Source organism: Phenylobacterium sp. P4_E10 (assembly GCF_056401675.1).
This window is the reverse complement of record NZ_JBFUIW010000018.1, coordinates 37041-50497: the sequence shown is the minus strand read 5'-3', so window position 1 is coordinate 50497 and position 13457 is coordinate 37041. Positions and strand designations below refer to the sequence as shown.

General features: G+C 70.8%; 12 protein-coding genes. 8 read left to right on the top strand and 4 right to left on the bottom strand.

What is annotated here, in order from left to right; all coding sequences use genetic code 11:
• Nucleotides 1-85 precede the first annotated feature (85 nt).
• The 3 genes from dut to dapB all read right to left on the bottom strand — a co-directional run bounded on the left by dut (nt 86) and on the right by dapB (nt 2847).
• Nucleotides 86-559, bottom strand: coding sequence for a dUTP diphosphatase (dut, locus tag AC1DQJ_RS18085; RefSeq protein ID WP_477605838.1), 474 nt, complete (start codon nt 557-559; stop codon nt 86-88).
• 93 nt (nt 560-652) lie between these two features.
• Complete coding sequence (locus AC1DQJ_RS18080; RefSeq protein WP_477605836.1) at nt 653-2077, bottom strand: amidase family protein; 1425 nt, start codon at nt 2075-2077, stop codon at nt 653-655.
• Nucleotides 2077-2847 (bottom strand): 4-hydroxy-tetrahydrodipicolinate reductase, encoded by a 771-nt coding sequence (gene dapB / locus AC1DQJ_RS18075; protein WP_477605893.1) that lies wholly within the window; start codon nt 2845-2847, stop codon nt 2077-2079. Before dapB ends, AC1DQJ_RS18080 begins: the two co-directional genes overlap by 1 nt.
• A gap of 178 nt (nt 2848-3025) precedes the next feature.
• Between dapB and AC1DQJ_RS18070 the strand changes: the two genes are divergently transcribed.
• The 4 genes from AC1DQJ_RS18070 (at nt 3026) to AC1DQJ_RS18055 (ending at nt 7037) form a co-directional block, all read left to right on the top strand.
• Nucleotides 3026-4501: a DUF4153 domain-containing protein gene (locus AC1DQJ_RS18070; protein WP_477605834.1), complete on the top strand. Its 1476-nt coding sequence runs from the start codon at nt 3026-3028 to the stop codon at nt 4499-4501.
• On the top strand, nt 4498-5208 hold the full coding sequence (locus tag AC1DQJ_RS18065) for a response regulator (protein ID WP_477605832.1): 711 nt from the start codon (nt 4498-4500) through the stop codon (nt 5206-5208). Before AC1DQJ_RS18070 ends, AC1DQJ_RS18065 begins: the two co-directional genes overlap by 4 nt.
• On the top strand, nt 5205-6752 hold the full coding sequence (locus tag AC1DQJ_RS18060) for a sensor histidine kinase (protein ID WP_477605830.1): 1548 nt from the start codon (nt 5205-5207) through the stop codon (nt 6750-6752). Before AC1DQJ_RS18065 ends, AC1DQJ_RS18060 begins: the two co-directional genes overlap by 4 nt.
• Nucleotides 6753-6836: 84 nt before the next feature.
• A complete protein-coding gene (locus AC1DQJ_RS18055) occupies nt 6837-7037 on the top strand; it encodes a hypothetical protein (RefSeq protein ID WP_477605828.1) in 201 nt (66 codons plus the stop codon).
• On the opposite strand, the gene AC1DQJ_RS18050 is transcribed toward AC1DQJ_RS18055, so the two are convergent.
• Nucleotides 7022-7645: a glutathione binding-like protein gene (locus AC1DQJ_RS18050; protein WP_477605826.1), complete on the bottom strand. Its 624-nt coding sequence runs from the start codon at nt 7643-7645 to the stop codon at nt 7022-7024. The genes AC1DQJ_RS18055 and AC1DQJ_RS18050 overlap by 16 nt on opposite strands.
• A 71-nt stretch (nt 7646-7716) precedes the next feature.
• On the opposite strand from AC1DQJ_RS18050, the gene AC1DQJ_RS18045 reads away from it, so the two are divergent.
• The 4 genes from AC1DQJ_RS18045 to AC1DQJ_RS18030 all read left to right on the top strand — a co-directional run bounded on the left by AC1DQJ_RS18045 (nt 7717) and on the right by AC1DQJ_RS18030 (nt 13455).
• On the top strand, nt 7717-8325 hold the full coding sequence (locus tag AC1DQJ_RS18045) for a TetR/AcrR family transcriptional regulator (protein ID WP_477605824.1): 609 nt from the start codon (nt 7717-7719) through the stop codon (nt 8323-8325).
• 45 nt (nt 8326-8370) lie between these two features.
• Nucleotides 8371-9663 carry a S41 family peptidase gene (locus AC1DQJ_RS18040; protein WP_477605822.1) on the top strand — a complete coding sequence of 431 codons (1293 nt, stop codon included), beginning with the start codon at nt 8371-8373 and terminating at the stop codon, nt 9661-9663.
• A gap of 108 nt (nt 9664-9771) precedes the next feature.
• Entirely contained in the window at nt 9772-12060 is a 2289-nt protein-coding gene (locus tag AC1DQJ_RS18035; protein ID WP_477605820.1) for an NADP-dependent malic enzyme, read from the top strand.
• A 96-nt stretch (nt 12061-12156) separates the two neighbouring features.
• On the top strand, nt 12157-13455 hold the full coding sequence (locus AC1DQJ_RS18030; RefSeq protein WP_477605818.1) for an Hsp70 family protein: 1299 nt from the start codon (nt 12157-12159) through the stop codon (nt 13453-13455).
• The last annotated feature ends 2 nt before the right edge of the window (nt 13456-13457 follow it).

Here is a 13457-nt window from a genome sequence, read left to right as displayed (position 1 = left end):
GGGAGCTGTCAGCCAACGGCTGACTCCGTCAGGGCGCTATGCGCCGATCCACCTCCCCAGCGGGGGAGGATCTGCAGGAAGAAGCCTAAACCCCGGTCGAGCCGTGACCGCCAGCGCCGCGGTCGGTGTCGTCCAGCTCGTCGGCCTCGACCAGCACCCATTGCGGGGCGGCGGAGATGATCCCCTGGGCGATGCGGTCGCCGCGGCGGACGTGGAAGTCCTCGGCGCCGAGATTGATCAGGCAGACCAGGATCTCGCCGCGATAGTCGCAGTCGACGGTGCCCGGGGCGTTGACGATCGAGACGCCGTTCTTGGCGGCCAGGCCCGAGCGCGGACGGATCTGCATCTCGTAGCCGATCGGCAGAGCGACGGCGAAGCCGGTCGGGATCAGCTTGCGCGCGCCCGGGGCGATGGTGATCGTCTCGCCGTCGGGCGTCGCGGCGCGGAAGTCGAAGCCCGCGGCGCCGGCGGTGGCGTAGGCCGGCAGCGGCAGGTCGTGATTGCCGTCCCAGCGCTTGAAGGTCGCCGTCAGGGGCGTCAGGCCGCGCGGTTCAGTCATGGGTCGCCCTCTGAATTGGATGGGCCGGGAATGCCAGAGGCGGGCAGGGGGCTCAAGGGGCCTTCAGTTCCTCCCCTGCGCAGGGGAGGAAAACTATCCCGCCACCGGCGGCGCGATAAAGCCGCCGAGCGCCTCGTCGATGGCCTGGGCGATGGAGAGCGTGCGGGAATCGGCGCCGAGCGGGCCGATCAGCTGGGCGCCCACCGGCAGGCCGGAGGCCGCCAAGCCGGCGGGGATGGCGGTGACCGGCAGGTGCAGGGCGCTGGCCAGGCTGATCCAGTTGAGCATGGCCGGATAGGGGATCACGCTGCCGTCCGAGGCTTGCAGCCGGCGCGAGGCGTACGGCTTGTGGTCGTGCGGAAAGGCGACGACCGGGGCCACCGGGGCCAGGATCACGTCGAACCGAGCGAACGCCGCCTCGGCCGTATGGCGCAGCCGCGCGCGGACCTCGTCGGCGGCGATCCACTCGGCGTGGGTGGCCGCGTAGGCGGCGATCAGCTCGGCCGAGGCGCGCCGGCCAAACGTCCGGGCAAGACCGGCCAGGCCCCGCATCCGCCGCATCCCGGCCTGGACCTTCTCGGGCATGTCGGTGGCGACCACCGAGCCGAGCAGCACCTGATAGGCGTCCATCAGCTGATCGAGCGGGACGGGCGCGGAGATCGGCCGCACCTCGGCGCCGGCGGCGCGCAGCCGCCCGGCCAGGTCCTCCAACGTCGTGCGGACCTCGGGGTCGAGCGGGAAACCGTCGAGCCACAGCCCGATCTTCAGGGTCTTCAGATTGGCGATTTCGGCCTTGGCCGGCACGCCCTCGGTCAGGATCGACATCAGCAGGCGCAGGTCGCGGGCCGACCGCGCCATCGGCCCGACCACGTTGATGTCGCGCTCGGCATGGGTTCCGGGGGCCGGCGGCACGTGGCCGACCTGGCTGACCAGGCCCCAGGTCGGCTTGTGCGAGAATACCCCGCAGAAACTGGCCGGGACCCGCAGCGAGCCGCCGATGTCGGAGCCGATCTCCAGCGGGGTGATCCCCGCCGCCAGCGCCGCCGCCGCGCCGCCGGAGGAGCCGCCGGGCGTGCGGGCCGTGTCCCAGGGGTTGCTGGTCACGCCGTAGAGCGGATTGAAGCTCTGCCAGTCGGCGGCCATCACCGGCACGTTGGTCTTGCCCCAGATCACCGCCCCGGCCCGGCGCACCTCGGCGACGGCGGCCGCGTCGTCCGGCTTGCGCCGCCGCAGGGCCTCAAGCCCCGAAGACGCCGCCATGCCGATGACGTCGAGGGTGTCCTTGATGGTCATGGGCAGGCCGGTCAGCGGCCCGCCCGCCCCCTTGGCTCGCAGATCGTCGGCCGCCTTAGCCAGATCCAGCGCCCGCTCGAGATCGGCGACGATCACCGCGTTCAGCCGCTGATGGGTCTGCTCGTGCCGCGCGAGCGAGAGCTTCAGCAACTCGACGGCGGAGATCTCCTTGGTCCTCAGCGCCGACAGCTGGCCGGTGGCGTCGCGGGCGAGGAGATCGGCCATCACTTCAGCCCCAGCACGTCCTGCATGTCGTAGAGGCCGGGCGGCTGGCCGGCGACCCAGCGGGCCGCCTCCACCGCGCCGCGCGCGAACAGGCCGCGGTCGCGGGCCGAATGGCTGAGGGTGAGGATCTCGTCCTCGGCCGCGAAGATCACCGAGTGCTCGCCGATGATGCCGCCGCCGCGGATCACCGAGAAGCCGATCTCGCCGGCCGGGCGCGGGCCGGTGATGCCGTCGCGGATCCGCTGGGCGACATCGGCCAGGGCGACCTGACGGCCGCGGGCGGCGGCCTCGCCGAGCATCAGGGCGGTGCCGGACGGGGCATCGACCTTGCGCTTGTGGTGGGACTCGGTGACCTCGATGTCATAGGCCTGCGCCGAGAGGGCGCGGGCCGCCTGGGCGACCAGGCCCATCAGCATGTTGACGCCCAGCGAGTAATTGCCGGCGAACACGATCGGTACGGCCTGAGCCGCCGCGCCAATGGCGTCGATCTGCTCTTCCGAGGCGCCGGTCGAGCCGATCACCAGGGCCGGTCCGCCGCGCTTGGCCGCGGCCTGCGCCAGAGCGACCGAGGCCGACGGCGTCGTGAAGTCGATCACCACCTGGGCCTTGGCCAGGGCGTCCTCCAGCGGGACAAGCCCCTCGGCCTCCACGCCGGGCCGGTCGAAGCGGGCGGCCAGCCGCACGTCCTCGCGCCCGGCGATGACCGCCGTCACGGCCTGGCCCATGCGGCCGAGCGCGCCGGCCACGGCGATTTCGATGGGAATGGACAGGGGAGGCTCTCCGGCGAACGCGAACTTTGGGCCGCTAGTCTCGCGTCCTGGCCGCGCGGGTCAAGGCGCAAGCCTGCACAGCTTCTGCACGGCGCCGCCTTCAGGTGTGGACGGCCTGTCCCGCAAGGCTGGAAGCGGCGCAGGCACAAGCAGGGCTCCTTTCACTCGGAGCCTTCGCATGACCGGCGCGCCTTTCCGCTGGCGGACCTCGATCTGGACCAAGGCCGCGCTGGCCGCAGCCCTGGTCGCCGCCGCCGACGTCCTGCTGTTCGACCATGAGTTCGGGGCCAACCTGGCGCTGGCGATGTCCGCAGCCCTCGCCGCCGCGGTCCTTGTCCACCCGGAGGCGCGGCGCGATCGGCGGGCTCTGGCCGCCTTCGCCGTGGCCGCCGGGTTCTGCCTGTTGCTGCTCGACCGCCCAGGACTGATCGCCTGGACGCTGAGCGCCGTGGCGCTGGCTGTTGCGGTGTTGTCGCCGCGGTCGGATGCGCGAAACGACGTGTCCGAGTGGGCCCTGCGCCTGCTGCGCGCCGCGATGCTCGCGATCCCGGCCCCGGTGCTGGACGCCCGCCGCCTTCTCGCCCAGGGCGGCCAGCCCGGCCTGGCGCGGCGCGTGGCCCTGGGCGCGGTGCTGCCGGTGCTCGGTGGCGCGGTGTTCCTCAGCCTCTTCGTGATGGCCAATCCGCTGCTGGAGTCGCTGCTGGCCAACCTGCGGCTGCCGCCGTTCTCGGAGCCGCGACTGCTGTTCTGGGGCCTCGTCGCCGTCGTCGCCTGGGCGCTGTTGCGGCCGCGCGGCGCGAGGCGGCGGTTCACGCCGAGACCCCGCCGCTTGCCGGCGGTCGGGGCGACCTCGGCCTCGGTGGCGATCTCGCTGGTGGTGTTCAACGCCCTGTTCGCCCTGCAGAACGGCCTCGACCTGGCCTTCCTGTGGAGCGGCGCGCCGCTGCCGGCCGGGGTGAGCTTCGCCGACTACGCCCATCGCGGCGCCTATCTGCTGATCGTCACGGCGCTGTTGGCCGGCGGTTTCGTGCTGGTCTTCCTGCGGCCGGGCTCGGCGCAGGCCCCTGCGGTTCGCTGGCTGGTGATCGCCTGGGTCGGCCAGAATTTGATGCTGGTCGCCTCCAGTGCTCTGCGAACGATCGACTATGTGGAGGCCTACGGCCTGACCCAGCTGCGGATCGCGGCCCTGGCCTGGATGGCGCTGGTCGCGGTCGGGCTGGTGCTGATCTGCGTGCGGCTGATGCGGGGCCGGAGCGCCAGCTGGCTGATCGGGACCAATGCCCTGGCCATGGGCCTGGTGCTGAGCGCTGTAGCAGTGGCCGACATTGGCGCGGCGGCCGCGGCCTGGAACGTGCGCCACGCCCGCGAGGTGACCGGCGTCGCCAGCGATCCCAGCCTGGACCTGCCCTATCTGCGTGAGCTCGGCTCCGCGGCGCTGGTCCCGCTTGTCGAGCTGACGCAGCGCCCGCTGCCGCCTGAGCTGGCCGCGCAGGCGCGCGGGGCGCGGATGACGGCGCAGCTTGACCTCGCGGCGCGCCAATCGCACTGGCGCACCTGGACGTGGCGCGGCCAGCGGCGGCTGGATGCGGCCCGCGCCGCGGGCGGCTGGAATGCGCCCGCGCCGTTGACGCCGGCGGCCCAAGCCGGAACATGAGCCGCATGGCCAAGATCCTGATCGCCGACGACGACCCGCACATTCGCCAGCTGCTCGCCTTTGCGCTGGAGAAGGCCGGGTTCGAGACCGCCCAGGCCGAGGACGGCGAGGCGGCGCTGGCCCAGTTGGAGGCGGCTGCGCCCGACCTGTTGGTGCTGGACATCAACATGCCGCGGCTCAGCGGGCTGGAGGTTTGCCGCCAGGTGCGGGCCAGGAGCGAACTGCCGATCCTGTTCCTCTCCTCGCGCGACGAGGAGATCGACCGGGTGCTGGGCATCGAGCTGGGCGCCGACGATTACGTGGTCAAACCGTTCAGCCCGCGGGAGGTGACGGCGCGGGTGACCGCGATCCTGCGCCGGGCCCGAGGGACGCCGCCGCCCGCCGCCCCGAAGGCCGCGATCGCTCAGGGGCGGCTGACCCTCGATCCGGACGCCTGGCTGGCGCTCTGGGACGGTCAACCGCTGTCCCTGACGGTCACTGAGTTCGGCGTGCTGCGCGCCCTGGCGGCCGCCCCGACCAAGGTGTTCAGCCGCGACGCCATCATCGACCGCCTGCGCGGCCCAGGCTTTGCGATCACCGACCGCACCGTCGACAGCCACGTCCGCAACCTGCGCGCCAAGTTTGCGGCCCTGGGCGCCCACGACGTGATCGAGACCCGCGCCGGGGTCGGCTACCGGCTCGGGGCCTGCCTGGGCGGGGCGGCGTGATCGGAGCGGTCAAGGCCTTCGCCAAGCGTCACTGGCCGCGCCTGCGGCTGCGGACCATCCTGTTCGCGGTGCTCTTCTTCGCCGCGGCCATGCCAGGCCTCAGCGCCATCTTCCTGCGTGTCTACGAGAACACCCTGGTGCGTCAGACCGAGGCCGAGCTGGTCGCCCAGGGCGCGGCCATCGCGGCGGCCGCCGCCACCTCCTGGCCCGGCGCGCCGCCGCCGACCGCCATGGCGGCCGACGCCTATGCGCCCGAGCCGACCACCATCGACCTGCAAGCTTCTCCCATGCTGCCGGAGCGTCCGACCCCGAAGACCGCCGCGCCGCCGGAGGCGACGGCGAGCGCCGTGGCCGAGCGCCTGGCTCCGATGATCGAGGCCACCACCCGCACCACCCTGGCCGCGGTGGTGCTGCTGGACGGACGCGGGAACCTCGCCGCCGGCGGCGGCTCGTTGGCCGATCTGACCGAGGTGCAGTCGGCCTTGGCCGGAACGCCGCGCACGGTCTTGCGGCGGGTCGGCGACTATCGCCCGCGCTATTCGCTGGAATGGCTGAGCCGGGCCTCAGGCCTGCGCCTGCATCATGCCCGCCCGATCGAGGTCGATGGCCAGGTGGTCGGCGTGGTGCTGCTGTCGCGTTCGCCGCGGGCGCTGTTCCGCGGGATCTACGAGGACCGCGGCAAGATCGCCATCGGCGTCATCGGCATCGCGGCCCTGCTGGTGGTGCTGGCCGGCCTGGTCTCACGCGGGGTGACGCGGCCGATCGAGGCGCTGAGCGTGGCCTCGCGCGGGGTGGCGGCCGGGGGCGGAACGGTGCCCGAAACCCCGACCACCGCGGCAGTGGAGATCCAGTCGCTCTACGAGGATTTCCGGGTGATGGCCGCCGCCATCGAGCGGCGTTCGGCCTACCTGCGCGACTTCGCCGCCGCGATGAGCCACGAGTTCAAGACGCCGCTGGCCGGGGTTAGCGGGGCGGTGGAGCTGTTGCAGGACCACGGGGAGTCGATGACCCCGCAGGAGCGACGGCGCTTCCTCGACAACATCGCCGCCGATTCCGCGCGGCTCTCGCAGCTGGTCACCCGGCTGCTGGACCTGGCGCGGGCCGACATGGCGCGGCCGGAAGCCGGGCTGTCGGTGGACGTCGCCGGCGCGGTGCAACGCGTGGCCGATGCGATCAACAGTGAGGACTTTAGGGTCGAGCTGGCGCTGCCGCCCGAGCTGCCGCCGGTGCGGGTGCCGGCGGCGACCCTGGAGGCGGTGCTCGGCGTGCTGCTGCAGAACAGCCGCCAGGCCGGCGCGGCCCGGGCGACCGTCTCTGTACGGACGAGCGGCGAGGCGGTGACGCTGGAGACGGAAGACGACGGCCCCGGCGTCGCCCCGGCCGACCGCCAGCGGCTGTTCGAACCGTTCTTCACCACCCGGCGGGCGCAGGGCGGGACGGGGCTTGGCCTCTCCATCGCCCGCTCGCTGCTGGCCGCCAACGGCGGCGAGATCGCGTTCGTCGAGGGCGCGCGGTTCGTGGTCGTGCTGCCGCGGGCGGCATGACCTGCACCAAATCTCCACAGCTTGCACGGCACGGCCTGCATCGTTCCCAGCGAACCTGCGCCAGTCATTGGGAGGAGGACCGCTATGGTCGAGGCGAACTATGAAGTGGTGATCGAACAGGGCGGCGAGCGCTGGCGCTGGGTGCTGCGAGCCGACGGGGCGGTCGCCGCCAGCGGTCCGGCCGACAGCGCCGAAAGCGCCCGCTGCTCGGGCGCCTTCGCCGCCGCCGCGGTCTCGGCCCTGGTCCGCATCCGCCGGCGGGACGTGGGTCAGGCCGCGCGGTAGAGCTCGAACTCCTCCTTCAGCGCGCGGCTGATGGCGGGGCGGGCGGCCAGGCGATCGCGGTAGGCGGCGATGGCCGACCACTGCGCCAGGTCGATGCCGACGAACGGCGCCCAGTTCAGCACCGCGGCCAGATAGGCGTCGGCGACGCTGAAGCGGTCGAGCAGGTGCTCGCGGCCGGTCAGGTGGGCGTTCAGATAGTCGAGCCGCTCGGGCGCGGCCTCACGGGCGAAGGCCTTGGCGCCGTCATTGGCCTCGGGCGAGAGCAGCGGATTGAACACCAGCTTGTGCAGCTCGGTCCCCACGAAGCTCAGCCACTGCTGCAGGCGGTAGCGCTCGACGCTGCCGGCCGGCGGAACGATGCCGGCCTCGGGGAAGGCGTCGCCCAGATACTGCAGCACGGCGGCGTTCTCGGTGATCACCTCGCCGTCATCGGTGCGCACCGCCGGGACCAGGCCCTTGGCGTTCACGGCCAGATAGTCGCCGCCGCCCTCGATGGTCTTGGTCTTGCCGTCCACGCGGTTCAGGCGGACCTTGCCCTCGGCCCCCGCCTCGTAGACGGCGATGCGGGTGGAGAGCGAGCAGGCGAGCGGAGAGAAGTAGAGATCCATGGGGTGTCCTCCGAGTTTTATTTTCGTACCATTTGATACAAAATAGACGACCGTCAAGGATTTCGTGCGAAGTGGTACAAAAAGAACAGGCCAAGCGTGGGCGGCCGCGCAGCTTCGAACCCGCCGCCGCCTTGGCGCAGGTGCGCGACACGTTTTGGAAGAACGGCTACGCGGCCACCTCGCTGGACGACCTGTGCGAGGCGACCGGGCTCAATCGTCCGAGTCTCTATGGCGCGTTCGGGGACAAGAAGGCGCTGTACCTGGCAGCGCTGCAGCAATCCCGGCGCGAGATGATCGCCAGCCTGACCGCGGCGCTGGCCAATCCGGCGCCGCTGCGCCAGGTGCTGGGCGTGATCTACGCGCGGACCAGCGAGATCTACCGGGCGGGCGCCGCGGGCCAGCAGGGCTGCTTCCTGATCGGCACGGCGGTGACGGAATCGGTGGTCGATCCGCAGGTGCGCGAGGTCCTGGACCAAGCCTTCGCCGAACTGGACGGGGCCTATCTGGCCCGCTTCGAGACGGCTGCCGGCGAGCTCCGCGGCGCGCCTGCCGCCCTGGCGCCGCTGGCCACTGCGATCATGCACACCATGGCGGTCCGCGCCCGCGCCGGTGCCGACGAAGGGGCGCTGCGGCGAATCTACGAAGCCGGGATCGATCTGATCAGCCCTGCCGCAAAATAGCCAAGCTTGATCGTCACGAGGTTCGCCGAACTCGGAGATGTCGAAATGAAACTGCTTACCGTCGCGACGATGTGCGTCGCCCTGAGCGCCGGCGCGGCGCTCGCCAAGACCCCGACCATCGCCCCGCGGGCCAAGGTCGAGGCGATCGCCGCCGCCATCGACGAGCAGTTCTACGACGAGGCCAGGGCCCACAAGATCGCCGCTGAGCTGCGCGCCGAGGCCAAGAAGGGCGCGTACGACAAGTTGACCGACCCGCTCGATTTCGCCGCCGCCCTGACCACCCGGCTGCGGCCGCAGGACGGACACTTCGCGGTCAACTGGTCCCCCTCCGTCCCGGACATGGTCGTCAACGCGCGTCCGGGCGGCGGTCCGGCCGCCCTCAGGAAGCGCGGCGGCTACGGCTTCCGGTCGGTGGAGGTGCTGCCGGGCAACATCGGCTATATCGACATGCGCGGCTTCGCCCACTTCGAGCCGGACGGCGACCAGAGCGCGCGACAGGCGGCCGACGCCGCCCTCGCCCTGACTGCAGGGACCGACGCCCTGATCTTCGACCTCCGCGACAACGGCGGCGGTTCGCCGGCCATGGTCGGCTATCTGGTCGGCCACTTCGTGCCGGAGGGCGCCAAGGTCTACAACACCTTCAAGGTTCGCGGCCAGCTGGACGACCACGAGGCGCCGACCGTGCCGATCGCCGACGCGACGCGGCGGCTGGAGACCCCGATCTACATCCTGACCAGCGGGCGCACCGCCTCGGCCGGCGAGAGCTTCGCCTACACCCTGCAGGCCGCCCGGCGCGCGACGGTGGTGGGCGAGGCCTCGGCGGGCGGGGCCAATCCCGGCGGCCCGGTCGAGGTCGGCGACGGCCTCTCGGTGTTCATCTCCGGCGGCACGCCGATCAATCCGATCACCGGCAAGAACTGGGAAGGGACCGGCGTCATTCCCGACGCGCCCGCGCCGGCCGCCCAGGCGCTGGACAAGGCCCAGCAGCTGGCCCTGACCAAGTTGGCGAGCGCGCCGCTAGGCGAGCCGGCGCTGATCGAGAACCGCTGGACGCTGGAAGCCCTCGCTCCCGCCGCCAAGCTCGACCCGGCCAAACTGGCCCGCTGGGCGGGAGCCTATGGCGCCTACGAGGTCAGCGTGCAGGGCGAAGGCCTTCAGATGCGCAACGGGCGTCGCCCGCCGAGCCTGCTCAAGCCGCTGAACGGCGAGGGGCTGTTCGTGATCGAGGGCGCGCCGACCCGGCGGGTCCTGTTCGAGGACGGCGCGATGGTGTTGCAGACCGCCGACGGCGGCGGTGCGCGGCAGGCGCGCAACACCTTGTCGGCTACGGCGAAGTAGCGCGGCGATCCAATGCCGGTGGGCGGTTGTGGGGGGGGCGCCCCGTCTCTATAGGTTGGCCCCCCCGCGCACGCGGGACCCAGCGGACCAAGAGGAAACGCCGCGCCTATGAGCGACGCCGAGAAACGCACCTTCACCGACGAGGAGGCGCTGAGCTTCCACAAGCACCCGACCCCCGGGAAGATCGCCATTGCGCCGACCAAGCCGATGGCCACCCAGCGGGACCTGTCGCTTGCCTACTCGCCGGGCGTCGCCGTACCGGTCCTCAAGATCGCCGAGGATCCCGAAGCCGCCTACGATTACACCTCCAAGGGCAACCTGGTGGCAGTGATCTCGAACGGCACCGCCATCCTCGGCCTCGGCAATCTGGGGGCCCTGGCCTCCAAGCCGGTGATGGAGGGCAAGAGCGTCCTCTTCAAGCGCTTCGCCGACGTCGATTCGATCGACATCGAGGTCAGCGCCACCGATCCCGACGAGATCATCACGGTGGTCAAGAACATCGGCATCACCTTCGGCGGCATCAATCTCGAGGACATCAAGGCCCCCGAGTGCTTCCGCATCGAGACCGAGCTGCAGGAGCTGCTCGACATCCCGGTGTTTCACGACGACCAGCACGGCACCGCGATCATCTCGGCGGCCGGCCTGATCAACGCCTGCGCCATCACCGGCCGCGACATCTCCCAGATCAAGGTGGTGCTGAACGGCGCCGGCGCGGCCGGCATCGCCACGCTCGAGCTGATCAAGGCGATGGGCGTCTCGCCTGAGAACGTCATCGCCTGCGACTCCAAGGGCGTGATCTACCGCGGCCGCGCCAACGACATGAACCAGTGGAAGAGCGCCCACGCGGTCGAAACCGACACCCGCACCCTGGCCGAGGCCCTGCAGGGCGCTGACGTCTTCATCGGTCTGTCGGTGAAGGGCGCGCTGACCCAGGAGATGGTCAAGGCGATGGCGGCCAAGCCGATCATCTTCGCCATGGCCAACCCCGACCCGGAGATCACCCCGGAAGAGGTCCACGCCGTCCGCTCCGACGCCATCGTCGCCACCGGCCGCTCGGACTATCCGAACCAGGTCAACAACGTGCTGGGCTTCCCCTACATCTTCCGTGGGGCCATGGACGTGCGCGCGCGCCGCGTGAACATGGAAATGAAAATCGCCTGCGCCAACGCCCTGGCCCAGCTCGCCCGCGAGGACGTGCCCGACGAAGTGGCCGCCGCCTACCACGGCACCCAGCTGAAGTTCGGCCCGCAGTACATCATCCCGACCCCGTTCGATCCGCGCCTGCTGTCCTATATCCCCCCGTTCGTCGCCCAGGCGGCGATGGACACCGGGGTGGCCCGCAAGCCGATCCTCGACATGGACGCCTACCGGGCCTCGCTGGCCCAGCGGCTCGATCCGACCGCCGCCTTCCTGCAGAAGCTGCAGGGCGCGGTCCTGAAGCACCCGAAGAAGCGCATCGTCTTCGCCGAGGGTGAAGAGACCACGGTGATCCGCGCCGCCCACGCCTTCGAGGCCGCGGGCCTGGGCCACGCCGTCCTGGTCGGCCGCGAGGAGCTGGTGAAGGCCAACATGGTCTCGGCCGGCCTCGACCCGAACGAGACCAAGCTGGAGATCATCAACGCCCGGGTCTCCGACCGGAACCCGGAGTTCGTCGACTTCCTCTACGAGCGGCTGTCGCGCCAGGGCTACCTGAAGCGCGACGTCCAGCGGCTGATCAACCAGGACCGCAACTCGTTCGCCGCCTCGATGGTGGCGCTGGGCTATGCCGACGGCATGGTCACCGGCGTGACCCGCTCCTACGACCAGGTGCTCGAAGAGGTGCTGCGGGTCATCGATCCGGCGCCCGACGGCCGGGTCATGGGTATGAGCGTGGTGCTCGCCAAGGGCCACACCCTGTTCATTGCCGACACCAACGTCACAGAGATGCCGGAGGCCGAGGAGCTGGTGGAGATCGCCATGGAGGCGGCTCGCACGGTCAAGACCCTCGGCTACACCCCGCGCGTCGCCTTCATGTCCTACTCGACCTTCGGCAATCCGATGGGCGTGCGCTCCGAGAAGGTCCGCGATGCGGTGGCCATGCTCGACATGATGGACGTCGACTTCGAGTACGAGGGCGAAATGCCGCCGGAGCTGGCGCTCGATCCGAGCAAGCGGGTGAACTATCCGTTCATGCGCCTGACCGGCCCGGCCAACGTCCTGATCATGCCGGCCATCCACTCGGCGGCGATCTCGACCCAGCTGGTGCAGGCGCTCGGCGGGGCCACGGTGATCGGCCCGCTGCTGCTGGGCCTGTCGAAGTCGGTGCAGATCGCGCCGCTGTCGTCCTCGGTGTCCCGCGTCCTGCAGATGGCCACTCTGGCCGCCTACGAACAGGACGTCGTCGAGGCGCAGGCGTGAGCCTCGCGCTCAACGAACTGAACTAAACCAGCCGTCCGCTCCTCGGGGTGCGGGCGGCTTGGCCGTCCCACCCCGAACCAGCAAGGAGCGCGACCCATGACCGGTCTCAGCATCGGCATCGATTTCGGCACGACCAACACGGTCGTCGCGCTCGCAGGGGCCGACGGTCCGGCGCATCTGGTCAAGTTCCCGGCGCCAGAGAAGGAAGTGTTCGCCTTCCGCTCGGCGCTGTCGTTCTACGCCCCGCCCGACCTGCCGAACGAGCGCGAGGTCGAGGCCGGTCCCTGGGCCATCGAGGCCTATGTCGAGGACCCGCTGGAGACCCGGTTCATCCAGTCGTTCAAGAGCTTCGCGGCCTCCGAGAGCTTCAGCGAGACCCAGATCATCGGTCGCCGCTATGTGTTCGAGGACCTGCTCTCGGCCTTCCTGCTGAAGCTGCGCGACCATGCCGGCGGCGACATGGCCGAGCTGCCTAAGCGGGTGATCGTCGGGCGGCCGGTGACCTTCGCCGGCGGCGCGCCGAACGAGGACCTGGCCCTGGCCCGCTACGAGACCGCGTTCCGGCGGCTGGGCTTCGAGGAGATCCTCTATTCCTACGAGCCGGTCGGCGCGGCCTTCTTCTTCGCCCGCGAGTTGACCGAAGACGCCACGGTGCTGGTGGGCGACTTCGGCGGCGGCACCAGCGACTTCTCGATCATCCGCTTCACGCGCCAGGACGGCGAGATTCACTCCACTCCGCTCGGCCGGGCGGGGGTCGGCGTGGCCGGCGACGCCTTTGACTACCGGATCATCGACAACCTGGTCTCGCCCGAGCTGGGCAAGGGCTCCAGCTACAAGTCGTTCGGCAAGATCCTGCCGGTGCCGAACCGCTACTATTCGACCTTCGCCCGCTGGGATCAGCTGGCCCTGATGCGGGCCAGCCGCGACATGCGCGAGATCCGCAAGCTGGTGCGCGAGGCGGTCGAGCCGCAGAAGATCGAGCGTTTGGTCGAGGTGCTCGACGAGAACTACGGCTACCGGCTCTACCGCTCCGTCTCGCAGCTGAAGGAGGCGCTGTCCTCGCAGTCGCTGGCCCAGTTCCGCTTCCAGGCCGGCAGCATCGACATCGCCCGCGACGTCGAACGCGCCGAGTTCGAGGACTGGATCGCGCCGGAACTGCACCTGATCGAAGACGCCGTCGACCGTGCGCTCTCCGACGCCGGCCTCAACGCCGGCAGCATCGACCGGGTGTTCCTCACCGGCGGCTCATCCTTGGTGCCGGCGGTGCGCGACGTCTTCTACCGCCGCTTCGACGCCTCGAAGATCGAGAGCGGCAGCGAATTGGAATCGATCGCCTCGGGCCTGGCGCTGATGGGCCGCGAGCGCGACCTCACCAAGTGGGCGCGAAGCGCCTAGCC

Coding starts and splice junctions, on each gene's coding strand:
- AC1DQJ_RS18070 (WP_477605834.1), top strand. CDS start 3,026: ATGACCGGCGCGCCTTTCCGCTGGCGGACCTCGATCTGGACCAAGGCC.
- AC1DQJ_RS18035 (WP_477605820.1), top strand. CDS start 9,772: ATGAGCGACGCCGAGAAACGCACCTTCACCGACGAGGAGGCGCTGAGC.
- AC1DQJ_RS18030 (WP_477605818.1), top strand. CDS start 12,157: ATGACCGGTCTCAGCATCGGCATCGATTTCGGCACGACCAACACGGTC.
- AC1DQJ_RS18040 (WP_477605822.1), top strand. CDS start 8,371: ATGAAACTGCTTACCGTCGCGACGATGTGCGTCGCCCTGAGCGCCGGC.
- AC1DQJ_RS18050 (WP_477605826.1), bottom strand. CDS start 7,645: ATGGATCTCTACTTCTCTCCGCTCGCCTGCTCGCTCTCCACCCGCATC.
- dut (WP_477605838.1), bottom strand. CDS start 559: ATGACTGAACCGCGCGGCCTGACGCCCCTGACGGCGACCTTCAAGCGC.
- AC1DQJ_RS18055 (WP_477605828.1), top strand. CDS start 6,837: ATGGTCGAGGCGAACTATGAAGTGGTGATCGAACAGGGCGGCGAGCGC.
- AC1DQJ_RS18065 (WP_477605832.1), top strand. CDS start 4,498: ATGAGCCGCATGGCCAAGATCCTGATCGCCGACGACGACCCGCACATT.
- AC1DQJ_RS18080 (WP_477605836.1), bottom strand. CDS start 2,077: ATGGCCGATCTCCTCGCCCGCGACGCCACCGGCCAGCTGTCGGCGCTG.